17 protein-coding genes are annotated in these 23,452 nt (G+C 54.3%); 9 read left to right on the forward strand and 8 right to left on the reverse strand.

Annotated features, from left to right (window positions below; genetic code table 11):
* Position 1 precedes the first annotated feature (1 nt).
* From lapG to ACMGGS_RS04035, 3 genes are read left to right on the forward strand one after another with little or no spacing between them, the layout of a single operon-like run.
* The gene (gene lapG, locus ACMGGS_RS04025; protein ID WP_414165129.1) at positions 2 to 700 is read left to right on the forward strand and encodes a cysteine protease LapG; all 699 of its coding nucleotides are present in this window, start codon (positions 2 to 4) and stop codon (positions 698 to 700) included.
* A gap of 9 nt (positions 701 to 709) precedes the next feature.
* Positions 710 to 2,665, forward strand: coding sequence for a cyclic di-GMP receptor LapD (gene lapD / locus ACMGGS_RS04030; protein ID WP_414165130.1), 1,956 nt, complete (start codon positions 710 to 712; stop codon positions 2,663 to 2,665).
* A 15-nt stretch (positions 2,666 to 2,680) separates the two neighbouring features.
* Positions 2,681 to 3,022: a tryptophan synthase subunit beta gene (locus ACMGGS_RS04035; RefSeq protein ID WP_414165131.1), complete on the forward strand. Its 342-nt coding sequence runs from the start codon at positions 2,681 to 2,683 to the stop codon at positions 3,020 to 3,022.
* A gap of 369 nt (positions 3,023 to 3,391) precedes the next feature.
* On the opposite strand, the gene ACMGGS_RS04040 is transcribed toward ACMGGS_RS04035, so the two are convergent.
* Complete coding sequence (locus tag ACMGGS_RS04040; RefSeq protein WP_414165132.1) at positions 3,392 to 3,691, reverse strand: hypothetical protein; 300 nt, start codon at positions 3,689 to 3,691, stop codon at positions 3,392 to 3,394.
* A 121-nt stretch (positions 3,692 to 3,812) separates the two neighbouring features.
* Here ACMGGS_RS04040 and ACMGGS_RS04045 point away from each other — a divergent pair, with 121 nt between their 5' ends.
* The 5 genes from ACMGGS_RS04045 to ACMGGS_RS04065 all read left to right on the forward strand — a co-directional run bounded on the left by ACMGGS_RS04045 (position 3,813) and on the right by ACMGGS_RS04065 (position 13,573).
* On the forward strand, positions 3,813 to 6,950 hold the full coding sequence (locus ACMGGS_RS04045; RefSeq protein ID WP_414165133.1) for a hypothetical protein: 3,138 nt from the start codon (positions 3,813 to 3,815) through the stop codon (positions 6,948 to 6,950).
* Entirely contained in the window at positions 6,941 to 8,407 is a 1,467-nt protein-coding gene (locus ACMGGS_RS04050; protein ID WP_414165134.1) for a hypothetical protein, read from the forward strand. Before ACMGGS_RS04045 ends, ACMGGS_RS04050 begins: the two co-directional genes overlap by 10 nt.
* A gap of 176 nt (positions 8,408 to 8,583) precedes the next feature.
* Positions 8,584 to 9,936: a TolC family outer membrane protein gene (locus ACMGGS_RS04055; protein WP_414165135.1), complete on the forward strand. Its 1,353-nt coding sequence runs from the start codon at positions 8,584 to 8,586 to the stop codon at positions 9,934 to 9,936.
* A gap of 108 nt (positions 9,937 to 10,044) precedes the next feature.
* The gene (locus ACMGGS_RS04060) at positions 10,045 to 12,231 is read left to right on the forward strand and encodes a type I secretion system permease/ATPase (protein ID WP_414165136.1); all 2,187 of its coding nucleotides are present in this window, start codon (positions 10,045 to 10,047) and stop codon (positions 12,229 to 12,231) included.
* Positions 12,218 to 13,573, forward strand: coding sequence for an HlyD family type I secretion periplasmic adaptor subunit (locus ACMGGS_RS04065; RefSeq protein ID WP_414165137.1), 1,356 nt, complete (start codon positions 12,218 to 12,220; stop codon positions 13,571 to 13,573). Before ACMGGS_RS04060 ends, ACMGGS_RS04065 begins: the two co-directional genes overlap by 14 nt.
* Before the next feature lie 30 nt (positions 13,574 to 13,603).
* Here ACMGGS_RS04065 and ACMGGS_RS04070 read toward each other — a convergent pair whose 3' ends face one another.
* From ACMGGS_RS04070 to crfC, 7 genes are all read right to left on the reverse strand, one after another.
* Positions 13,604 to 14,902, reverse strand: a complete 1,299-nt coding sequence (locus ACMGGS_RS04070) for an MFS transporter (RefSeq protein WP_414165138.1) — start codon at positions 14,900 to 14,902, stop codon at positions 13,604 to 13,606.
* Positions 14,903 to 14,905: 3 nt separating this feature from the next.
* Entirely contained in the window at positions 14,906 to 15,241 is a 336-nt protein-coding gene (locus ACMGGS_RS04075; RefSeq protein ID WP_414165139.1) for a hypothetical protein, read from the reverse strand.
* Positions 15,242 to 15,251: 10 nt separating this feature from the next.
* Entirely contained in the window at positions 15,252 to 16,184 is a 933-nt protein-coding gene (locus tag ACMGGS_RS04080) for a DUF6772 family protein (protein ID WP_414165140.1), read from the reverse strand.
* A 277-nt stretch (positions 16,185 to 16,461) separates the two neighbouring features.
* On the reverse strand, positions 16,462 to 17,205 hold the full coding sequence (locus ACMGGS_RS04085) for a GntR family transcriptional regulator (RefSeq protein ID WP_414165141.1): 744 nt from the start codon (positions 17,203 to 17,205) through the stop codon (positions 16,462 to 16,464).
* Positions 17,206 to 17,387: 182 nt separating this feature from the next.
* Entirely contained in the window at positions 17,388 to 18,890 is a 1,503-nt protein-coding gene (proP, locus tag ACMGGS_RS04090; RefSeq protein WP_414165142.1) for a glycine betaine/L-proline transporter ProP, read from the reverse strand.
* Between the two features lie 284 nt (positions 18,891 to 19,174).
* Positions 19,175 to 20,062, reverse strand: a complete 888-nt coding sequence (locus tag ACMGGS_RS04095) for a diguanylate cyclase regulator RdcB family protein (protein ID WP_414165143.1) — start codon at positions 20,060 to 20,062, stop codon at positions 19,175 to 19,177.
* Positions 20,059 to 22,401, reverse strand: a complete 2,343-nt coding sequence (gene crfC / locus ACMGGS_RS04100) for a clamp-binding protein CrfC (protein ID WP_414165144.1) — start codon at positions 22,399 to 22,401, stop codon at positions 20,059 to 20,061. The genes ACMGGS_RS04095 and crfC overlap by 4 nt, the downstream gene beginning before the upstream one ends.
* Before the next feature lie 522 nt (positions 22,402 to 22,923).
* Here crfC and ACMGGS_RS04105 point away from each other — a divergent pair.
* Positions 22,924 to 23,259: a zinc ribbon domain-containing protein YjdM gene (locus tag ACMGGS_RS04105; protein WP_176918794.1), complete on the forward strand. Its 336-nt coding sequence runs from the start codon at positions 22,924 to 22,926 to the stop codon at positions 23,257 to 23,259.
* Positions 23,260 to 23,452: the final 193 nt, after the last annotated feature.

Here is a 23,452-nt window from a genome sequence, read left to right on the forward strand (position 1 = left end):
GATGAACCGATGCCGTGGTACTCAGCCTGCCCCTTTCCGGCAACGATGGTTATCGTTCTGGGTAGTGGCGCTGCTTATCGTTTCGTGTGGGCTTGGTGCGGGCTGGGATTTCAATGCTATTACGCTTCGCACTCGCGATCTTTATGGCCCGGCGTCTCTGGCGGCGCAGCAGCGTATTAATGAATGGGCCGCGCTGCTAAAAAATCCGCCGCCTGCCAGCGTGCAGGAGAAATTAACGCTGGTTAATCAGTTCTTTAATACGCGGATGGATTTTCGCGATGATAGTGTAGTCTGGCATCAACAGGATTATTGGGCCACACCCATTGAGTTTTTACGCAAAGGCGCAGGAGATTGCGAGGACTACGCGATCGCGAAGTATTTCACATTACGTGAAATGGGGGTTCCTGCTAACCAGCTACGTATTACTTATGTTAAAGCGTTAACGCTAAATCAGGCGCATATGGTCGTCACCTGGTATTCCACGCCGGATGCGATCCCCCTTGTTCTTGATAACCTGAAAACGGCTATTTTACCCGCCACTCAGCGAACCGATCTGCTTCCCGTATATGCCTTTAACGGTGAAGGATTATGGCTTCCGCAGGCTGGCGGAAATAAACGTGTAGGTGACAGCAAACGCCTTTCCCGCTGGCAGGATCTTCTCACCAGAATGCGTGCAGAAGGATTTGAACTTAATGAATAGGAAGTAGCCATGTCCCTTTATAAACAGCTACTAATTGGTATATGTCTGTTTACGTTTATTCTTTTCTGCGGCAACTTTGTGGTGACGCTGGAGAGTTCGCGCGATCAATATCGTAACCAGCTCAGCGCACATGCGCAGGATGCCGCCACCGCGCTGGGATTGTCGTTAACTACGCATATCGACGATCCGACCATGACCGAACTGATGGTCAACTCTATTTTTGACAGCGGCTACTTCTACAGTATCCGGGTCATCGACGTTAAAACCGGTAAGGCGATTATTGAACGCAGCGACACGCCGCAGAGCGCCAGCGTACCCCAGTGGTTTGTGAAGCTGGTGGCGCTGAATCCGGGAATGGGTGACGCCATTGTGATGCGCGGCTGGACCCAGGCGGCACGCGTTGAAGTGGTCAGCCATCCGATGTTTGCGCTGGCGCGCCTGTGGAACAGCACCATCGCCAGCTTTCTGTGGCTGGTTGGCTGTAGCACGCTGTGCGTACTGGGCATGATCCTGTTGCTGCGTCGCCGCCTGCGTCCGCTGAACTACATCGTCGGACAGGCGATTGCCATCAGCCGCCGGGAGTTTCTCAACCTGTCGGCACTGCCCAAAACGCCCGAGCTGCGTCGGGTGGTCGACGCCATGAACATGATGGTTACTCAGCTTCAGGCGCTTTTCCGCGAGCAGGCGCAGCGCACGGAGACCCTGCGCCAGGAGGCGTACCACGATCCGCTCACCGGCGTCAGCAACCGCCGGGCCTTTGACATCCACTTACAGTCACGGTTGAGCGATGAGGAGAAAGCCTCCGGGCACCTGATCCTGCTGCGTGTTCAGGATCTGGCGGGTCTCAACCAGCGAACAGGCGGTGCCAGGACCGATGCGCTTTTACAGGCTATTGCCCATCTTCTGATGGAGATCCAGCAGCGTTTTTTCCACGCTGGCAGCCTGCTGGCCCGCGTGCGGGGCGGTGAATTCGCCCTTATCGTGCCGGGTATTTTGCCGCAGGAGATGGAGACGCTGGTCAACATGCTTAGCACCCAGCTTAAGGCGCTGCATGAAACGGGAATGAGTGACGTCACACCTGTTGCGCATTTTGCCCAGGTGCCTTTTCACTATGGCGATACCCCGCAGGCCGTGCTTTCTCAGGCCGATCAGGCACTGGCGATGGCCGAGACCGAGATGCGTTACTTTGCCACCCACAATGGCGATCCGCTGGCGAAAACCGATGCGGAGCCTGAAGACGATCACCATGTCTGGCACACACGTCTGACATCGGTGCTACAAAACGAGTCGTTCGAACTGTTTGCCCAGCCGGTTTATGAATGCAACCATCAGCATATCGCTATCCATCATAAGATCCTCGCCCGCATCAAAACGCCGGATGGCGAGATAATCGCAGCGGGCCGGTTTATGCCGTGGATCCACCGTTTAGCGCTGGGCCGTCGCATGGATCTGGTTATGCTGAAGCAGACGCTACGTGTGATGGAGAAAAACGACGATCGTCTGGCGCTGAGCATCAGCGGTGAAAGCGTGGCGGATGACGCGAGCCTGAACGCCCTGCTACACCCTCTCAAACAGGTACCGCATCTCGCCGCTCGCCTGACGCTCGAACTGGATGAGAACGAACTGCCTGATCCCGAGCGCGTCAGCATCCTGATGAAGAAGCTGCGCGAGACCGGCTGTCGCCTGGGTCTCCAGCACTTTGGTGGACGCTTTCACCTTGTCGGCAACCTGCCGCAATGGGGACTGGCATGGATCAAAGTGGACGGCAGCTATATCCGTAATATAGATACCGAAGCGGATAAGAAGCTTTTTATTGAAGCTATTTATTGGGCCACCCGTCAAATTAACCTGCCGCTGATTGCCGAACGGGTTGAGACGGAGGGCGAACTCGCTGTGCTGGAGAAAATAGGTCTCTACGGTGCTATGGGCCGCTACTTTGCCGATGTCAGCACCTTAACCCGCTAATCAAGGAGATTGATCATGCACTATATCGAGCGTGACACCGGAGGTCGTGTTATCCGGGTTGAGGATGAACCGTTTACCGGGATGACTGAGCAGAGTGCCGATCTCACCTCTGAACTCGGCCAGTGGTATAAAAAGCAGGAAGCCAGAGCAGCGACGTTATTACAGTTGCAGCAAAGCGATCTTGAGATGGTCCGCGTACTGGAAGACCTGATTGAAGTGCTGATGAGTAAAGGCATCATTAGCATTACCGACTTGCCGCCAGCCGCACAAACGAAGCTCATAAGCCGGGCGCAGGCACGTCGAACATTAAGCGGTCTCGAAGGATTGATCGCTGATGAAGATGAAAGTTTAATTTAGCACTACTACATTCTCTCTATCGTAAGCAGGTTAAAAAGGCGTATTCCTCATCAGCGCTTTCTTAGCCTGCTAACAAAAATTTACAATCACTTTAATCCTTCCCCCTTAACTTTCCCCATTCCATTAACAACTTAACCAAAACTTTACTTGAATCAAAAAAAATCCGTTAGAGAAGTGTTACTTTTTTTGAACTACATAAGATATTAGCCATGCTTAATTAGTAACCTTTTGGTATGGTATGCTCAAAAACCAAACGGAATGATTGGTGAGCGGCAAGTTATAGAGGAAAGTGACATGAGCAACGTGGCGGGGATCATCAAATCCGTAATCGGACAAGTATTCGCAGTCGCTCCCGACGGGAGCAAACGTTTACTGGTCGAAGGCGATCGCCTTGTTGAAGGTGAACAGGTACAAACAGGCGTATCTGGTGCCGTCACTATTTCTCTGGACGGAGGCAAAACCCTCGATCTTGGCCGCGACACCACCTGGGATGGTCAAGCCGTTTCGACCCACTCTGTCACCGATCAGCAAACAGACATCGCCGCCCTCCAGCAGGCCATCGCTGACGGTCAGGACCCGACACAAACACTCGAAGCCCCTGCTGCAGGTCCACAAACAGATAATAATACTCCCATCACTGGCGGAAGCGGCGGCGGATCCCATACGCATGTCGTCCTCGATCTTACCGCTGAGATCATCGATCCCACCGCCGGTTACCCCACCGTCGGCCTTGATTTTCCTGATGGTACGCCGCCAGAAGATCTAACGCTGCTGGATGCGGATGATGGGGATGCTGACAGTGACTCGGACTCCGACAGTGACTCCGACTCTGACGCAGATGCTGATGCTGACGCGGATGCAGACGCTGATGCCGACGCTGACGCTGATGCAGACTCTGATGCCGACGCTGACGCCGATGCAGACGCTGATGCCGACGCCGATGCGGATTCTGATGCCGACGCGGACACCGATGCAGACGCGGATGCAGACGCAGATGCGGATGCCGATGCCGATTCAGATGCTGACGCTGATGCGGATGCGGATGCGGATGCAGATGCAGACTCTGACGCGGACGCTGATGCCGATTCCGACTCAGATGCGGATGCTGATGCGGACGCCGATGCAGACGCAGATGCCGACGCCGACGCCGACGCCGATTCAGATGCTGACTCAGATGCCGACGCAGACGCCGATGCGGACGCAGATTCCGACGCCGATGCCGATTCAGATGCTGATGCCGACGCTGATGCCGATTCCGACTCAGATGCGGATGCTGATGCTGATGCGGACGCCGATGCAGACGCCGACGCAGATGCAGACGCGGATGCTGATTCTGACGCCGATGCAGACGCAGACGCAGATTCAGACTCTGATGCCGACGCTGACGCTGATGCCGACGCTGATGCAGATGCCGATTCAGATGCTGATGCGGATGCAGATGCAGACTCTGACGCGGACGCTGATGCCGATTCCGACTCAGATGCTGATGCGGATGCGGACGCCGATGCAGACGCAGATGCCGATTCAGATGCTGACTCAGATGCCGACGCAGACGCCGATGCGGACGCAGATTCCGACGCCGATGCCGATTCAGATGCTGATGCTGATGCTGATGCTGATGCTGATGCGGACGCCGATTCCGACGCCGATGCAGACGCCGACACAGATGCAGACGCGGATGCTGATTCTGACGCCGATGCAGACGCAGATTCAGACTCTGATGCCGACGCTGACGCCGATGCAGACGCTGATGCAGACGCCGATTCCGACGCCGACGCAGATGCAGACGCCGATTCCGACGCAGATGCAGACGCTGATGCCGATGCGGATTCTGATGCCGACGCGGACGCCGATGCAGACGCGGATGCCGATACCGATGCCGATTCAGATGCTGACGCTGATGCGGATGCCGATGCAGATGCAGATGCAGATGCAGACTCTGACGCGGACGCTGATGCCGATTCCGATTCAGATGCGGATGCTGATGCGGACGCCGATGCAGACGCAGATGCTGACGCTGACGCCGATGCGGACGCCGATTCCGACGCCGATGCCGATTCAGATGCCGACGCTGATGCCGATTCCGACTCAGATGCGGATGCTGATGCTGATGCGGACGCCGATGCAGACGCCGATGCAGACGCCGATGCAGACGCCGATGCAGACGCCGACGCAGACGCCGACGCAGACGCCGACGCAGACGCCGACGCCGACGCAGATGCAGACGCTGATTCAGACTCTGATGCCGACGCTGACGCCGATGCAGACGCTGATGCTGATGCGGACGCCGACGCCGATGCAGACGCAGATTCCGACGCGGACGCCGATTCCGACTCAGATGCGGATGCTGATGCGGACGCCGACGCTGACGCGGATGCAGATGCCGACGCTGACGCGGATGCAGATGCCGATTCAGATGCTGACTCAGATGCCGATGCGGACGCCGATTCCGACGCCGATGCAGACGCTGATGCCGATTCCGACTCAGATGCAGATGCTGATGCGGACGCCGATGCGGATGCAGACGCTGATTCTGACGCGGATGCCGATGCCGACGCAGACGCCGATTCAGATGCTGACGCTGATGCCGACGCTGATTCAGATGCCGACGCAGACGCCGATGCGGACGCAGATTCCGACGCCGACGCCGACGCTGATTCAGATGCCGACGCCGATGCTGACGCCGACTCAGATGCAGACTCTGACGCTGATTCAGATGCCGACGCCGATGCTGACGCCGACTCAGATGCAGACGCGGACGCTGATGCCGATTCCGACTCAGATGCGGATGCTGATGCAGACGCCGATGCGGACGCAGATTCCGACGCCGATGCCGATTCAGATGCAGACGCTGATGCCGACGCGGATTCTGATGCGGACGCCGACGCCGATTCTGATGCCGATTCAGATGCTGACGCTGATGCAGATTCCGACGCCGATGCGGATGCCGACGCGGACGCTGATGCTGACGCCGATGCAGATTCTGACGCAGATGCGGATGCCGATGCCGATGCAGATGCAGACTCTGACGCGGACGCTGATGCCGATTCCGATTCAGATGCGGATGCTGATGCGGACGCCGATGCAGACGCAGATGCTGACGCTGACGCCGATGCGGACGCAGATTCCGACGCCGATGCCGATTCAGATGCTGACGCTGATGCCGACGCAGACGCCGACGCAGACGCCGACGCCGACGCAGATGCAGACGCTGATTCAGACTCTGATGCCGACGCTGACGCCGATGCAGACGCTGATGCTGATGCGGACGCCGACGCCGATGCAGACGCAGATTCCGACGCGGACGCCGATTCCGACTCAGATGCGGATGCTGATGCGGACGCCGACGCTGACGCGGATGCAGATGCGGACGCTGACGCGGATGCAGATGCCGATTCAGATGCTGACTCAGATGCCGATGCGGACGCCGATTCCGACGCCGATGCAGACGCTGATGCCGATTCCGACTCAGATGCAGATGCTGATGCGGACGCCGATGCGGATGCAGACGCTGATTCTGACGCGGATGCCGATGCGGACGCAGATTCCGACGCCGATGCCGATTCAGATGCAGACGCTGATGCCGACGCGGATTCTGATGCGGACGCCGACGCCGATTCTGATGCCGATTCAGATGCTGACGCTGATGCAGATTCCGACGCCGATGCGGATGCCGACGCGGACGCTGATGCTGACGCCGATGCAGATTCTGACGCAGATGCCGACGCGGACGCCGATGCCGATGCCGACGCCGACGCCGATTCCGACTCCCACACCGATCTCGACGTCAAAGTCGACGTTGCCCAAAACACGGTACAAACAGGCAGTGAAGTCATCCATATCAATGGTGGCAGCAAGGATCCCAACGGTTTCGATATTCAGGATGGCAAGATTGTTGCCATTGGCTCAAACGTTCGGGTGTGGCTAACCCCGACCAGTCCGGATGGCAAAATCGCGGGCGATAGCGTGCCTGCACACGATAACGCTTCGCAGATTAAATATTACGATCAGTCCAGTAATGCGAACACCGACGACGCCGCCAAAGGCTATAGCGATATTTTTGTCGTTAGCGGCCATACCGGGGGCTATTACCAGCAGGGTGACTGGCAGCCGAGTCAGGCGCAGTTCAGGGAACTGAAGGGCATTACCGGTAACGGCGGTGTTGCGCAGGGCGATGCCGGAAAAGACTATATTTTTGTTTCGGGAAATAGCGAGAATTACAACGTTAGTTATAGCTCGAATAATAATGCCAGCACGCAGAATAACACTTATGACGGCCTGAAAATTACCGATAAAACCACCGGTAAGGGGCTGTATGAAAATGCCAACCATATTGAAGGCGTGATTTTTGGCAACGGTACAACCTCGTCGTCGGGAACCACAACGACGACGGTAACCACCAACACGGTTCAGCATATCACCGTGGATATTCATCTGGCGCTGACCAGCGATATCACGGATGCCCATCTCACCCAGATTACCCTCACCGGTATTCCTGAAGGGGCGACATTTACCGGTAATCATAGTGCGGTGAGCTGGGATAACGGTGTCTATACCCTGACGCTGAACGGTTCGACGTTTGATGGTCAATTGACGGTGGATTTGCCGGAGGGTCAGAGCAAGCTGGGCGATATCACGCTGAGCGTTGATTCTACCGTAGCCGATCAGCATCAAACTGAATTTACCATTAATGGTGAAAACGGCACCCATTATGATAACAGCGATTCGGCAGTCACCGCCGATGAGCATCATAGTGATGCGACCGCCCATACGTTGATGATGTCGCATGAAGATAGTACCGACACGTCACACGATCATGCAGATACCCACGAGCAAACGGACGATCACAGTCGCCAGGCGGAAACGCAAAGTGACAGTCATGAGGCAACGCAGAACGAGCCAGTAACGGCTGAGGAAGATCATCAGACCGCCGGGCTAATTGATGATAGCGAGCTACATCTGAGCCAGGATCCACAGCCGATCAGCACCGCAACGACCTCGCCAGAAACACAGACGGCCACGCCTGAGGATACCTCGCTTAGCAATCTGCTGGACGATGGTCAGGACGATCACGCCACTACCCCAGAGCATGCCCAGACGGCGACAGGCGACCACGCTGAGGCCGATCACGCTGTCGCCTCGATCCTGACAGCGGACGATCCGATCCAGCTCAGCGATGTCGTCAGCGATGCGGATGACGGCAAAGATCTCACCACTCTGATCCCGACGATCGAACCGGGGCCAGCAGCAGAGACAGATCACAGCGCGGGTGTGGAGGCAAATATACCTGCGGTGCCTGATGCGAGTATCGCCGAAAGCTATCATGCCGTTGACGAGTCGCTGGTCGAAAACCTGATAGCGAAACCGGAAGAACTGCACAGTTGATTATATCTGCCGTTATCCCACCTGGCGGAGAGGATAACGGCATCCAGGCTGGTGCCTGGGCATGAATCCTCCCTGTTTTATCAGAACAGGGAATGAAAAGTTAATTATCTGAAGACATCATCTCTGATGGGCAAAGGCCACTACTCAGGGAAATGATCGTTAGCAAAGGACGACCTATGAAATATCGCAGCCAATTATTATCGGGGATATCCCTTTCGCTGCTGGCGCTGAGTGCGGCACATGCCACGACGCTCGAAAAAGCGATTAAAGATACGCTGGCCTGGCATCCGGAAGTCAGCTCATCGTCCAATAGCCGTTATTCCGCGGATCAGGATCTGCGTTCGGCGCAGGGCGGTTATCTGCCGTCGCTGGATGTACAGGCTGGAACTGGCTGGGAGCAGACAGATAACGCCACCACGCGCGCGCAAGGCGATCATCAGCGCGATCTGAACCGCAGTGAATCCAGCATTACGCTGACCCAGAACCTGTTTAACGGTTTTGCGACCACCAGCGAGGTTGCCCGCCAGAAAGCGACGGTAAACTCACGCGCCTGGACGGTGCTGAATACCAGCGAAAATACCGCGCTGACCGCCGTGCAGACTTATATTGGCGTGCTGATGCGGCAGAAAATGGTCACGCTGGCAGAAGAGAATCTGAAAAATCACGAACGTGTGTTCGATCAGATTCGGTTGCGTACCGAGCAGGGTGTTGGCCGTCAGGCCGACTATGAACAGGCGGAAGCTCGTCTGGCGCAGGCCCGGAACAACCTGTTGACCGAACAGACCAATCTGGAAGACGCGAAGGCCAATTATCAGAGCGTTACCGGCACCGAGCCAGTCGATCTGACCATGCCGATGAAGTTCCCGGTGCCCGCGTCGCTGGAAGAAGCGAAGCGCGACATGCTGGAAAACAGCCCGCTGTTAAAACAGGCAGCGGCAGACGTCGAGGCGACCCATCAGCAGTATGAAGCCCAGAAGTCCCGCTTTTATCCTGATGTGAACATGGAAGTGGGCAGGACAATGAATAACAATATCGACGGCACGCGCGGTCACGATCAGGAGTGGCAGGCAATGGTGCGGATGCGCTACAACCTGTATAACGGCGGCAGCGATAAGGCCACCCTGACTTCCTACGCCTATAAAATGAAAGAGGCGGAAGACATCCGCAATAACGCCCTGCGCCAGTTGAATGAAGAGCTGCGTCTGTCGTGGAACGCACTGCAAAACGCCGAGAAACAGGTGCCGATCGCTAAAGAGTATGCGGATCGCAGTATGACCGTGCGTACCGCCTACCAGGAACAATTTAGCCTCGGCGATCGTACTCTGCTGGATATGCTGGACAGTGAGAACGAAGTCTTTACCGCCCAGCGGCGCTATGTTGAGTTACAATTTACCGAGATGTTTAATACCTATCGTATTAGCGCCCGGACCGGTTTATTGTTGAAAACGCTAAATATCCAACCGCCATCCGCCGCACAGCCGTTGGATAATATGCAAACGTCAAAAAACGAGTTACCGGAACTTAAATAAATTTTATATTAAAAAGATCTGATGGGTTATTTCACGTACTGGCTGCGGAAATAACCCGTTTTTACTTATGCCTGCGTTGGATCTGCCAACGGTAATAAAGGTCAGGTTATGGCTGCTTACCCCGATATCCAGGATATCTCAGACGCTCCTGTTGATAACGCAATAAAAAACGACCCGCGACAGCATCATGACGATCCGCTGTTAGATTGTTTGCTGGTGATGTGCAAGCTGCACGGCATTATGACAACAAGGACGATACTTACTGCCGGTCTACCGCTGTCGGCGCATACCCTGACGCTCAGTACGCTTCCCCGCGCGGCGCAGCGCGCCGGGCTGAAAGCCAGGGCGATCCAGCGTCCGCTTGAGAAGATAACCGCGCTTTCGCTACCGGCCATTGTGCTGTTAACCCACGATCGCGCCGCCGTGCTGCTCGGGTGGGATGAACAGGGTCAGGCGCGTCTGCTGCCGAGTGAAACGGAAGGCGGCGAGATCCGCGTGCCGCGCGAGACGCTTGCGGAAAACTATGCAGGCAAGGCAATTTTTATCCAGCCGGAGCATGAGTATGATACCCAGCCGACCGCGACGATCCCGCGCACAAAGAACTGGTTCCGGGATACGTTAAAGCTCTCCCGCTTGCTGTATGTAGATGCGGTAGTCGCCAGTTTTATTATTAATATCATCGCCCTGTCGACACCGCTGTTCGTGATGAACGTCTATGATCGCGTGGTACCCAATCAGGCCACCGCTACGTTGTGGGTGCTGGCGATTGGCATTACGATTGCGTTTGTGTTTGATTTTATCCTCAAGATTTTACGCAGTGTCTGCCTCGATCTGGCGGGGAAAAAGACCGATCTTATTGTTTCCGCCGCGCTGTTTGAACGTCTTCTGGGAATGAAAATAAAGACGCGCCCCAAACGCGTCGGCAGCTTCGCGCAGAATTTTCAGGAATTCCAGTCGCTGCGCGATTTTCTCTCATCGCTAACGCTGACTGCGCTGATTGACCTGCCCTTTACCCTGCTGATCCTGCTGGTAATTGGCATCATTGGCGGCCCGCTGGTGTTTATTCCGCTGCTGGCTTATCCCGTCGCGCTGCTGGTGAACTGGGCTATTCAACGCCCGCTACTGTCCACGATCGAAAAAACCTATAAGCTCGCCAACGAGCGCCAGGCAATGCTGATTGAAACGCTGAGCGGCCTGGATGCCATTAAGATCAATAACGCCCAGAGCGATCGCCAGTACCAGTGGGAGCAGATAATCGGTCAGCTCAGCAAGCTGGAGATGCGGGTGAAGTCCCTCTCTTACGTGGCGGTGAATTTCACTACCTGGCTGCAGCAGGTCTGCGGTGTAAGTATCGTGGTGGCCGGGGTCTATATCATTATCGGCGGCAATTTGAGCATGGGCGGGCTGATTGCCTGCTATTTGTTGACCCGCCGCGCGATGATCCCGGTCAGCCATCTTTGCAGCCTGGTCACCCGCTACCAGCGCGCCAGTATGACCAAAACGACCATCGACCGCATGATGTCGCTGGAACAGGAAAGTGAGCAGGTTGAGGTGCCGTTAAAACGCGAAACGCTCTCCGGCGCGATTGAGTTGCGCGACGTAACGTTCAGCTATCCCGATAACCAGAATGCCGCGCTGGTCAATGTGTCGCTGAGTATCGCCCCCGGTGAAAAGGTGGGGATTATCGGGCGCAGCGGATCGGGTAAAAGCTCGCTGGCGAAGCTGCTGCTCGGCTTTTACCAGCCGGATGCGGGCAGCGTGCTGATTGATGGTATCGATGCCCGGCAAATTGACGTGCACGATCTGCGGCATAACATCGGCTATGCGCCGCAGGATGTGCATCTGTTCAGCGGTACGCTACGCGACAATCTGGTCTTCGGCGCGAGCTATGTCGATGAAGAAACCATGCTGCGCGCGGCGCAAATCAGCGGCGTCCACGAGTTCGCCCGCCGCCACCCGTCTGGTTACAGTATGCAGGTGGGCGAACGCGGGATAAATCTCTCCGGCGGTCAGCGCCAGGCGGTGACCCTTGCGCGCTCGCTGCTGCTCGATCCTCCCGTGCTCTTGATGGACGAACCCACCAGTTCAATGGATAACACCAGCGAAGATCTGATTAAAAAAGCACTGGCAACGTTGGTCAGTCAAAAAACCCTGCTGCTGGTCACGCATCGCGCCTCCCTGCTGTCGCTGGTTGATCGGCTGATTATTCTGGATAACGGTAAAATTATTGCCGACGGACCGAAAGAGAGCGTGATGAGCGCGCTGAAAAAAGGACAGATCCATGCGAACCGCTAACCGTCTGCTGAGCTGGCTCTCCGGCGATAAAAAAGCGAATCAGTTCTCCACCAGTGAAGTGAATAAGGCTCTGCTGGACGACTCGCCTCGCGTGGTGCGTATTACGCTATGGGCAATTTTCGCCTTCTTTCTGGCGCTGATTATCTGGGCCTCGCTCGCCAGCATTGATGAAGTGACGCGCGGCGAAGGACGTGCGATCCCCTCCTCCCGGCTGCAAAAAGTGCAAAACCTGGAGGGCGGAATTGTGGCGCAGGTGTTTGTCCATGAAGGGGAAGTGGTACAGGCTGGCGCGCCGCTGCTGCGCCTGGACGATACGCGATTCAAATCCAACGCCGGGGAGACGGAAGCGGACCGGCTGTCGTTGCAGGCACGCATCCAGCGTCTTAACGCACAGTTAAACGACCAGCAAACGCTGACGCTTAATCCGGAGATCGTCAAACAAGCGCCGGACATTGCTCAGGGGGAAATCGACCTCTTTAACAGCGTTAATAAACGCATTCAGGATGAAATTGCCGGGTTAAACGAGCAACTGGTGCAGAAAAAGCAGGATTTGCTTGATTATAAAGCTAAACAGGCCCAGTTCCGTAACAGTCTGCGCCTGCTCCAGCAGGAAATCTCCATGTCTGTACCGCTGGTGGCTAAGGGCGCGATATCCAAAGTAGAAGTGCTGCGTCTCCAGCGCTCTGAGGTCGATACGCGCGGCCAGCTTGATTCTGTAACGCTTTCGATCCCTGGCGCAGAAGCGGCAATTAAAGAGATCCAGAGTAAAATCGCCGAAACCCGGGGCCGCTACCGCAGCGATGCCCTTTCACAACTGAATGAAGCGCGTACCGATCTGAGTAAGATTGAGGCGTCGGGCAAGGCGATCGAAGATCGGGTCAACCGCACGCTGGTCACCTCGCCGGTGAGAGGTATCGTGCAGCAGCTGTTAGTGAATACTATCGGCGGCGTGATCCAGCCAGGCAATGACCTGGTGGAGATTGTGCCGCTGGATGACACGCTGCTGATTGAAACCAAAATCCGTCCGCAGGATATCGCCTTCCTGCATCCAGGGCAGCGGGCGATCGTCAAATTTACCGCTTATGACTACACCATTTATGGCGGCCTGGAAGGCAAGCTTGAGCAAATTAGCCCTGATACGGTGACGGATAAAGACGGTAAAAGCTACTACGTGATCCGCCTGCGTACCGATAAAAACCATCTTGGCAGCGACAGCAAGCCACTGTTAATCATTCCCGGCATGGTCGCCTCAGTGGATATTATCACTGGCAAGAAAACCATCCTTGCTTACCTGATGAAACCAATCCTGCGCGCCAGAGCGGAAGCGTTTCGCGAGCGTTAAGGCGATGCCCGGCGTGCCGGGCATCAACGGTTAATGATCGGTGACTGCTCCTTTCACGCGCAGTTCATCATGGTTATCGTCGCCATGACTTAGCATCAGTGCCCCCACGGCGGCCAGCACCGACAGTACAATGGCGTAAAACGCGATAGGCCACCAGGCACCGCCCGCACTGCTTTGCAGGGCGACGGCGATAAACGGCAACGTCCCGCCGGCCGCCGCCCCGGCCAGCTCGCGACTGCCCGCCATTCCGGTATAACGTATATGCGCGGGGAAAGCTTCCGATAGCATCGCCGCCTGCGCGCCCAGCATCGCGTCATTACAGGCGCAGTAGATGAGGAACATCCCCAGCCAGATAAGCCCCTGCTCGCCGGTATTCAGCAGCAGGAAAAATGGCACAATCAATACGCCCAGCCCCACTGCACCGGCCAGGAAAACCTTTCTGGCGCCAAATTTGTCGCTGAAGGCTCCTGCGGCAGGGACGGTAATGAATTTAATGAAATTGCAGATCATCACCCCCATGACGCCGACGCTTTTATCCACGCCGACATGGACGACCAGATAGGTCAATGCGAATGCCGAGGGAAGATAGGAGGTAACATTAGGTCCGATGCTTAACAGGAAAGCGCCGATAAAATTGCGCGGTTTACGCTGAAATACTTCGACCAGCGGCAGACGTTTAGGGGCATCCGTGGCTTTAACCGCCTTAAACTCAGGGCTTTCCGCCACGCCGGTTCGGATCCAAATCCCCACAATCCCGATAATGAATGAGGCGACAAACGGAACGCGCCATCCCCAGCTAATCATCTCTTCACGCGGCATCTGCTGGACGGCGATGATCGCCAGGCTGGCAATGATCGATCCCAGCGCATTACCCGCCCCCGGAATGGAGGCAAACAGCCCGCGGTTCTTTTTCCCGGCATGTTCCGCTGAAAGCAATACTGCGCCGGAATACTCCCCGCCCGCCGCGAAACCCTGCCCCAGGCGGCAAATGACCAGCAGAATCGGTGCCCACAGACCGATGGTGTGATAAGCCGGAATCAAACCAATCAGCGTGGTGGACACCGCCATTAATACCAGGGTGAAAAAGAGCATGCCCCGTCGTCCCAGTTTGTCGCCGAGCGACCCCACGATCAGACCGCCGAAAGGTCGGGCAAAGAACCCCACGCCGAAGGTGGCAAACGAGGCCAGAATACCGTATGCGCCGCTCATTTCCGGAAAGAAGACATAAGGGAATATCAGCGCACTGGCCATGCCATAAAGCGCGAAATCATACCACTCAAGCGCGGTGCCTACAGTAGAGGCCAGCGCCGAACGTTTTGCATTAGACATGGCTTACCCCTTCAGTGCGAGATGTAATGTGATCATGGCCGTCTGCGCCTCACCTGATAGCGAAAGTTCGAGGCACAGCCAACCGCCAAAATGAGATTGAGCAATGGCAATCATCCCTGGTTTATCGACAACTGCAGTTTCACCGGGCGCATCAAGCCAGTGGATCCCGTCAGGCGATATTTTTGGCCTGACCACTATTTGCGTGAAATCCGCCTGTTCCGGATGAATGGTCAAAAAAAACAGCGCTTCGTTTGCCCACCCGCATTCGTAAGGTTCAGTTAAAAAGCTATTTTTAATCGGCTGGCGTAATTCCACGACCGAGGTATAAAACTCTTTCATTAATTCATCCTCACGCCTGACGATTAAGGTAATCATCGGTGGATAAAACCACGGAATCCAGATAAAGAAAAACGCGTCGGTTAGCGCCCGTTTCAATAAAAAATACCGGATTAAGCAAACCGGTAATGCCTTTATATTCCGGTGCCAGCGTCGGTTGTTTTCCCCGGAGATCCATAACCTTATCCATGCACTGTAATTCCACATATTCTCTGCGGGATACGTCCACCGTTAAACGCATATACATCCAGTTAATTTTATCATCGGCTTCATTAGCGACCAGATCCTGATGCCCATCCTCAATCCACTGAAAACCATCGGCGGACCCGTCCGCCTGGCGCTGCCCATACCACTGGCTGTCAACGCCGACCTTATGCCAGCCGTCGTGGCCATAGTTCCAGCGGCGGTGATCGACACCCTCATTAACCCGGAAATATTGCCAGCGCTTAATGTATTCGCCATCGGCGCTGTTGACATAGCGCACTCCCGGCATCCAGCGGTTTTGCTGGCTTTGTAGATCGATAAAGCAGCCAAAGGCGCGCACATCGCGGTCGCCAAGTCCGGCCACGGAAGGCTCCGGCGTAAAGGTAAACCAGGCTTCGAGTTGGAGTAGATGCAGGCTGCCGGGAACCGCCATACGTTTAATCGCCAGCCCCATACTGCCCGGCGCGGGCGGCTGGTCGATGGGCGCGCTATTGGCCCGGGTCGTTAACTTGAGGGAGCGGCTACCGCTCATTGCGCCATGCGTTCCCATCATTGGAAACGTGGCGGAGGAAAGCATTGTCGGTCCCCAATGAATAAGGTCGATTTCTTCCGAATGCGGCGCGAAACCGGCTTTAACAAAATTAGGCCGCAGATCTAACCAGCCGCAATGGCCATGATTAAAATTATCGAAAGTAATTATATTTCTAAGCGGTAAATATTTAGAGAGCGCGTAATCGGTCATAGGCCATTCTCTTATAATGAATACAGGGCAGCCCTTCGCTTAACAAAGCAAATTCGCCAAAGAAATAACTAACGGGAAAAGATTTATTCAGGACGATATTAATAGCGCATAGTATTACTCTCCAGATGATCGGCTAAACCGGGTGAAGGCGATAAAATGAGCTTAATAGAGGTTTTTGCCAGCGGTAAAGGCGCTTAGGCGCAGAGTGTGAGGCGGGGCACATAATTGGTCAGTCAACTTAGCGTACAACACCATTTTGGCCTGACCAATAATACCGTTACAGCGATTTTTTATTTTCCAGCGGCGTAGAAGTGAACAGATAACCGTCAAAATCCGCAGCGGAAAGGTCCGCCAGCGTCAGCATTTTGTTCTTCACATTTTCGATATGCTGCCACATCGCCTGTTTTGCGGCAGCAGCATCGCGATGCTGGATAGCCTGCAGAATACGCAGCCGATCCTCAAACCACGCCCAGCGCGCGCTAAAATCACTGGTATCATGGTGATGGTTCTGCCACATGCCAGAACGATGACGCAGCTTCCAGCTTTCCTGGACAATAGCCACCAGCGCGGCGTTTTGCGTCGCCATAGCGACCAGATAGTGAAAATGCTCATCAGTATCGTCGGCGATGATGCCGGAGGAGAGTTGCTCCCGCTCCAGTTCAACGGCTTTACGCAGTTCAACGATGTCATTCTTAGTAGCCTGAAGAGCAGCAAATCCGGCAATTTCACTCTCCAGAAGCTGCCGGGCCTGAAGCAGTTCAAAGATGCCGCAACTGATGCTATCCGATGCCTCAGACGGTACAACCGTGGAGGATGCTGGCAGGACATATACGCCGGACCCTTTGCGAATTTCCACGCAGTGCTCTAGTTCAAGAAGGATAAGTGCTTCTCTGACCACGCTACGACTGACGCTAAACTGAGCCGCAATGTCACGCTCGGCGGGAAGTTTGTCCCCGGCTTTATAAGCGCCCTTCTGGATGGCATCGCGTAATTTTTGCCCAATCTCCTGGTATAATCTCATGGTTGTCACGCTCGCTTAGGCTTACCGTCTGGACTGACCAAATCCTTATTTGTGGTCCGTCCACTTCTCTTTTTATCATCGCAAATTCTATCCATAATAGCTAATGCGAGATGTTACAGAGGCGGCAGAAACGAAAAAGCCCGGCGCGCGGCCGGGCTTTGTTGACTAGAAAAGCGAACGATTTAGTCGTTAATCTCCGGGTGCTGCTGCACCAGACGCGAACGTTTTTCCTGAAGATCGGCAATCTCTTTGTCGATATCTTCAATTTTCTGCTCGATGTTATCGTGATGCTCCTGAAGAATTTCCTTCGCTTCCTGGAGGTCAGACGCCGCAGGCGTAGCGCCTTTTAGCGGCAGATTCGCAGTTTCCTTCATGGTCAGGCCGGTAATCAAGCCAATCGCCGCGACGACCATCAGATAATACGCCGGCATCATCAGGTTCTGCGTGCTTTCCACCAGCCAGGCGGCCAGCGTCGGCGTCAGACCGGCAATCAGGATCGAGATGTTAAACGAGCTGGCAAGCGCACTGTAACGCAGGTGCGTCGGGAACATCGCCGGCAGCGTTGAGGCCATCACCCCGGTGAAGCAGTTCAGCACAACCGCCAGGATCAGCAGACCGGCAAAGATCAAGCCGAGGACATCACTATTGATCAGGATGAACGCCGGGATGGCCAGAGCAAACAGCGCGATACTACCCAACAGCACGAAGGGACGACGGCCAAAACGGTCACTCAGCAGTCCCATAATGGGCTGAACAAACAGCATGCCGATCATGATAGCGATGATAATCAGCACCCCATGATCTTCCGAATAGTGCAGGTTATGCGACAGGTAGCTCGGCATGTAGGTAAGCAGCATGTAATAGGTCACGTTGGTCGCGATGACCAGACCAATACAGGTCAGCAGGCTGCGCCAGTGTTTGGTAGCGATTTCCTTAAAGGACACTTTCGGACCTTCCTGCAGCCCCTGACGATCGCCCTGTTCAAGCTTATCGACATGCTGCTGGAATGCCGGTGTCTCTTCCAGCGCATGACGCAGATAGAGACCAATCAGACCCAGCGGTAGCGCCAGGAAGAACGGAATACGCCAGCCCCAGTCAAGGAAGTTAATTTCACCCACAATGGCCGACAGCAGCACCACGATCCCTGCCCCGAGCACAAACCCGGCGATGGAACCGAAGTCCAGCCAACTGCCCATAAACCCACGTTTACGGTCGGGAGAGTATTCGGCCACAAAGATGGACGCGCCGGTGTATTCGCCGCCGACGGAGAAGCCCTGCGCCATCTTACAGAGCAGCAGTAGTATCGGAGCCCAGATGCCAATCGATTCATAGGAGGGGATCAGGCCGATGCAGAACGTACTGACCGACATGATAATAATGGTGATAGAGAGTATCTTTTGCCGACCGTATTTGTCGCCAAGCATCCCGAAGAACAGGCCGCCCAGCGGGCGAATCAGGAAGGGAACAGAGAAGGTCCCGAGCGCGGCGATCATCTGCACGCTGGGGTTGGCATCCGGGAAAAAGACCTTACCCAACGCATAAGCGACAAATCCATAAACGCCGAAATCAAACCACTCCATCGCATTACCGAGCGAAGCTGCGGTAATTGCTTTACGCAGTTTGGCATCATCAATGATGGTGACATCGCGCAGGGTGATTGGCTTTACTTTTTTCCTTTTAAGCATAGTTATCCTCGTTAACTTTCGCCCTGAATGAGCAACGCAAACGCATCGTCAACCTTTGACGACGGCGGTTGTTCGCGAGCGGTGCTTCATGATCGTCAATCCACACTTCAAGCGTAGCAGGTTTACTTATGCTGGCTGACCAAAGCCTGCACAACCAAACACATTCACGCCATGAATAATGCATCTACCCTACCAGCGTTTAAAAACGTGATCAACTTCACGAAATTCAGTCAGGTACTTTAACGGGGTTTATCGTGTTGCGAAAAATAAGATGAGAAGCGGCCTTATGCGCCGGCGAAAAAATTTTCCTCCTGAAAAATTTCATCGACCATAGCTACGGCCAGTCGCATGGCTGAACATAGTCGCGGCATGCCCAGCGCGATAGTCTGCCAGGTCTGCGTGACCGACCAGCTCACCGGGTGCCGCTCGCTGTCGCAGGCGCTGCCAAGCCAGCACAGCATCTCTTTATGATCCATCGGTGCGGGAGTCACCGGCGTGCTCAGCCATTGATGATAAAAATGACGTGTAGCGGGCGCGGCGTTAATGCTTTGCGCCAGGTACTGAGTGGCCGTCGCGCGCAAATTATCCATCAGTAGCGCTTTCGCCTCCCCGGTTGCCAGGCGGCAGGCATCGCCGAACGCCCCCCAGCGCAGTTCTTCCAGCGCGACGAAACAGCGGCCCGCCAGCGACCAACCGCTGTAGCTTCCGGCATGCCATCGGGTAAAAACTTGCTCACTATGTTCACCCGCCTGCACCATCAGACCGCGCCGGGATAATGCACGCTGTTTATGTTCTGCACGGCGGAGAAAACGCTCACCCGTAGTGGCATAGAGTTGCAGCACGCCGGGCGTCTCATTGCCCTTTTGTTGCAGGATATGCAGATGGTGTCCCATTTTAGTTAACGCCAGATAACCTGGATCCAGCGTGCTGGCCAGCTTATCCGCCAGCCCCACCCGCATCGCCGGATTTTCACTGAGCGCATCCACCATTGTCCAGGATCGGAGTTGTGCCTGAACCATGATGTCACTCATTAAGCGTTCGCGAAAACGTAACTGCTGAGGGGCAATTGCCGTCTGCCGGGGATTATCAATCCCCAATACCAGTTCGACGATAAATTTTGCATGAACAGATTCAAGCGGGCGCGCAGGCCCATCCAGTAATGGCGTATTCATGGTTTTTCAGCCGCAAAAAGAGTTTGAATATCGTCGCGCAGCAAACGCGCGTCCTCCTGGATCCACCGCACGGTGGTCAAACTGTGTTGCAGTTGCTGATGCAATGCCTTGACCGTCGATTCACGCTGCTGACGCAAGGCCAGACTGTCCTGCAAACTGTTTTGTAATCCGCTGAGCGTTTGTGAAAACTCATTGAAAAAGGCATTCATTCCTGACGAGACGGAAAGCGCCACTTGCGTGGTTACGGTGGTGATGAGTTGCGTGTAAAAATCATCAACGTGGCGGGTAAGTTTTTTCTCCAGCGCAGTCAGGTCAATGATATAGCGCGTTGTGGAAATAACATAATCATCCCAGCCCCAGTTGGGGTTATTCAGCCAGCGCGACACTGCTTCTCGCATGCCAGACGTCCGTGTCGGCGCGTCACCGTCGTTCTCTTCGGCAACAATGACATCGTTAAATAATTGTGGCGCATTGAAACTCACGTTACTGGTCTGAAACGCAGGCATACCGATCCGCACGCCAAAACCCGATTGACTGAGTTCTTGTTTTACCCGTTGCTCTATGGGCCGCAGCGTATCGTTGAGCGTGCGCGTCAAGGTGGATTCTAACTGGCTAAAACGTGACGTTAATTCGCGTGATGCCGTTTCTTGTGCCGCCGCGAGCGTGGTTTCACAAGCCATCCGAACTTTACTCAGCATAATCTGCGCCTGGCCTTCGTTACTCAGCACCAGTTGCTTGTGTCCGGTCTCATTATCCTGACGGAAGTCGCCATGACTGAGGCTCCCCAGGCTAAGCAAACGCACTGGCCTGAAACTCTCTTCAATCTCGCGCCGGGTCTCGCGCTGCTGCCTGCCAACAAAATCGGTCACCGTGGCGAGCAACTGCTCAACTTCATGGTTGATCTCATCACGGACGTCTTCGTGCTTCAGCCGCAATTGCGCCATGTCCTCTTCCAGTAAGGTAATGCTACGCTGCAATTCCTCGAAGGTGACTGTCAGTCCCTGATGGCGGAACTCAAGATATTCCCGGGCGCTTTGCGCATAGTTCAGCAATTTATGTGAGGCGGATCGTAAGGCATAGAGAGACGCGTTGGCGTGCGCCGCATGCAGAAGGCTCATGATCGGCAGTTCGAAAAGCGAGTCCTCCCACAGCAGATCGGCGGCATGGCGGATATGTTCAATATCATCCAAATCGGCAGTACGCCAGCGCCGCCCAAGCGCCGCCTCGGCAAAATCCTGCACCCAACGTTGTTCATCCGGATTGGGCAGCTTACCGTATGTTGTCAGCTCGTAACGTGCGCGATTGGCCAGATAACCCCACATGGAAGAGACGGGGAAGATCTGTCCCGGTGCAATCATTCCTTTCATCAGTGTACCGGAGATGAGCGCACGCACCTGCTCGGCATCGTCGCTATTACGATCCTTTTGATCGAACTTATTCACCAGCGCATAGAGCGGAACCGATTTACCCACGGCAGAGATCGCCTGTCGCACCTCGTGATCCGAAATCGACTTAAGCTGGGTGTAGTCCATCACCGCCAGCACTGCTGAGGCGCGCGCCAGTTGCTCATTAAGCATTTTTTGCAGATGTGGTTGTCCGGCCTCATTTGGCCCTGGCGTATCCAGCAACGTCAGTTGCCCCGGATGGGTTTCCAGCCCGGATAAATGAATAAACTCAACTTCAATTACCGGGATATGCTCAATCGCGGCATAATCAGAGAAGGGAAAATCAACATTTAACGCTCGTGATAGTCTGACGAGGTCATTGAGGCTTTTTAGAAAGTGAAAAATAGGTTCGGCACCAAGATAATGTTTTTCAAATGCCACGCCGTTAATAATACTTTCTAATAGCAATGCCATATCTTTATCGATTTCAAGGTGTTGAGCCAGCGTTTCCCGCTCAACCAGCCTCAGGCTACCCTGTAACTCATGCATCAGCTTTTCAATGGGAGCAACATGCGAGAAATGCAAAACAGGCTCTTTCTGACCTGAAGTATGGCGAATGAGGGTGGGTAATGCCGTCATTGGACGATTACGATTAGGTAAAACCTCCGTACCGACAATAGCGTTAATGGTAGTGGATTTACCGGCTTTCATTGTGCCGACAATCGCCAGTACCATTTCCAGACGGGTAATTTTACGTAATTCGTTATTTAATGCGGCTTGCTGAGTCTCTACGCCTCGTGCACTAAAATGATGCTGATACTGGCTACCATTAGTAGTAGGCACGTTATCCAGGGCTTCGGGGAGCGGAATTTTTATCGCCTGTAAATGATGCTGCGCGAGCTGCAACAGGCGTTCAGCTTCCTGGCTTAATTCATAGATTGTCTGTGTGTTCATGGTTAAAGTCTTCCCTTAACGCAAATTTTATTGATTTTATTTGTCAGACTTTTTATTACCAATTTTAGATTTCTATAATTTTTATATGGCAAATAGTTTTAACGTCATAATACCCGCTGGCATTAGCTAATATATTTTTTTGAAGCTGGACGAGCAATACATAGCATACTCCTCAAAAGGCAGGAAAATGTTCAGCGTAGCTCATTTTTAATAAACACCCGGATATATCTATGTATATCTGACCACGCGCAGAGGCAGTAGTAGTTGGCAAGAAATCGCACTCTTATTGAGGAAAAGGCGTAGCCTCACCATATCTGAAATAGTGGAGGGTAGCAATTTCCGGCCATAAAAATTCTCTTTGCTGTCGGGACGGCTCTTCACAGCAGCTAACCGCCGCATAAAGATCCAACAATAGCATCAACAAAAGTATGGAATTTAGGGTATAATTGCCGCCTTTTCCGGCAAAATGCCGGGTTTTCCTGGCTAACTGCCAGTTTTGCAAGCACTTATGAGGATCAAAACATGCAACTTCCCCATTGCCCACAATGCAATTCCGAATACACCTATGAAGATAACGGTATGTTCATCTGCCCGGAATGCGCCCATGAATGGAACGATGCCGAGCCTGCGCAGGATCACGACCAGCTGATCGTCAAAGACGCCAATGGCAATCTGCTGGCGGATGGTGACAGCGTGACGGTGGTGAAAGATCTGAAAGTGAAAGGCAGCTCTTCTATGCTGAAAATCGGCACCAAAGTGAAAAATATTCGCCTGGTGGAAGGCGATCACAACATTGATTGTAAAATCGACGGTTTTGGCCCGATGAAGCTGAAATCCGAGTTTGTGAAAAAGAACTGATCCTCAAGGCGGGCATGCCCTGTCCGCCTGATACTTTCCCCGCCAGGCTTCATCTCCCGGTCATGCCGCCGTAACCAAACCGTCATCTTAAACTGTCACGATAAATGTGCCTCTCAGCAGGCGACACATTTAATAATGATCTCGTCACCGTGCCGTAAAATCGCCAGCCAGCCGGAATGACTTTTGACCCTGG

It is taken from the genome of Superficieibacter sp. BNK-5 (assembly GCF_047456055.1).
In the GTDB taxonomy this organism is placed as follows: Bacteria; Pseudomonadota; Gammaproteobacteria; order Enterobacterales; family Enterobacteriaceae; genus Superficieibacter.

Coding starts and splice junctions, on each gene's coding strand:
- ACMGGS_RS04040 (WP_414165132.1), bottom strand. CDS start 3,691: ATGCGTATGGGATCCGCCGCCGCTTCCGCCAGTGATGGGAGTATTATT.
- lapD (WP_414165130.1), top strand. CDS start 710: ATGTCCCTTTATAAACAGCTACTAATTGGTATATGTCTGTTTACGTTT.
- crfC (WP_414165144.1), bottom strand. CDS start 22,401: ATGAACACACAGACAATCTATGAATTAAGCCAGGAAGCTGAACGCCTG.
- ACMGGS_RS04070 (WP_414165138.1), bottom strand. CDS start 14,902: ATGTCTAATGCAAAACGTTCGGCGCTGGCCTCTACTGTAGGCACCGCG.
- ACMGGS_RS04060 (WP_414165136.1), top strand. CDS start 10,045: ATGGCTGCTTACCCCGATATCCAGGATATCTCAGACGCTCCTGTTGAT.
- ACMGGS_RS04045 (WP_414165133.1), top strand. CDS start 3,813: ATGCTGACAGTGACTCGGACTCCGACAGTGACTCCGACTCTGACGCAG.
- ACMGGS_RS04065 (WP_414165137.1), top strand. CDS start 12,218: ATGCGAACCGCTAACCGTCTGCTGAGCTGGCTCTCCGGCGATAAAAAA.
- ACMGGS_RS04105 (WP_176918794.1), top strand. CDS start 22,924: ATGCAACTTCCCCATTGCCCACAATGCAATTCCGAATACACCTATGAA.
- proP (WP_414165142.1), bottom strand. CDS start 18,890: ATGCTTAAAAGGAAAAAAGTAAAGCCAATCACCCTGCGCGATGTCACC.
- ACMGGS_RS04055 (WP_414165135.1), top strand. CDS start 8,584: ATGAAATATCGCAGCCAATTATTATCGGGGATATCCCTTTCGCTGCTG.
- ACMGGS_RS04085 (WP_414165141.1), bottom strand. CDS start 17,205: ATGAGATTATACCAGGAGATTGGGCAAAAATTACGCGATGCCATCCAG.
- ACMGGS_RS04035 (WP_414165131.1), top strand. CDS start 2,681: ATGCACTATATCGAGCGTGACACCGGAGGTCGTGTTATCCGGGTTGAG.
- ACMGGS_RS04095 (WP_414165143.1), bottom strand. CDS start 20,062: ATGAATACGCCATTACTGGATGGGCCTGCGCGCCCGCTTGAATCTGTT.
- ACMGGS_RS04080 (WP_414165140.1), bottom strand. CDS start 16,184: ATGACCGATTACGCGCTCTCTAAATATTTACCGCTTAGAAATATAATT.
- lapG (WP_414165129.1), top strand. CDS start 2: ATGAACCGATGCCGTGGTACTCAGCCTGCCCCTTTCCGGCAACGATGG.
- ACMGGS_RS04075 (WP_414165139.1), bottom strand. CDS start 15,241: ATGAAAGAGTTTTATACCTCGGTCGTGGAATTACGCCAGCCGATTAAA.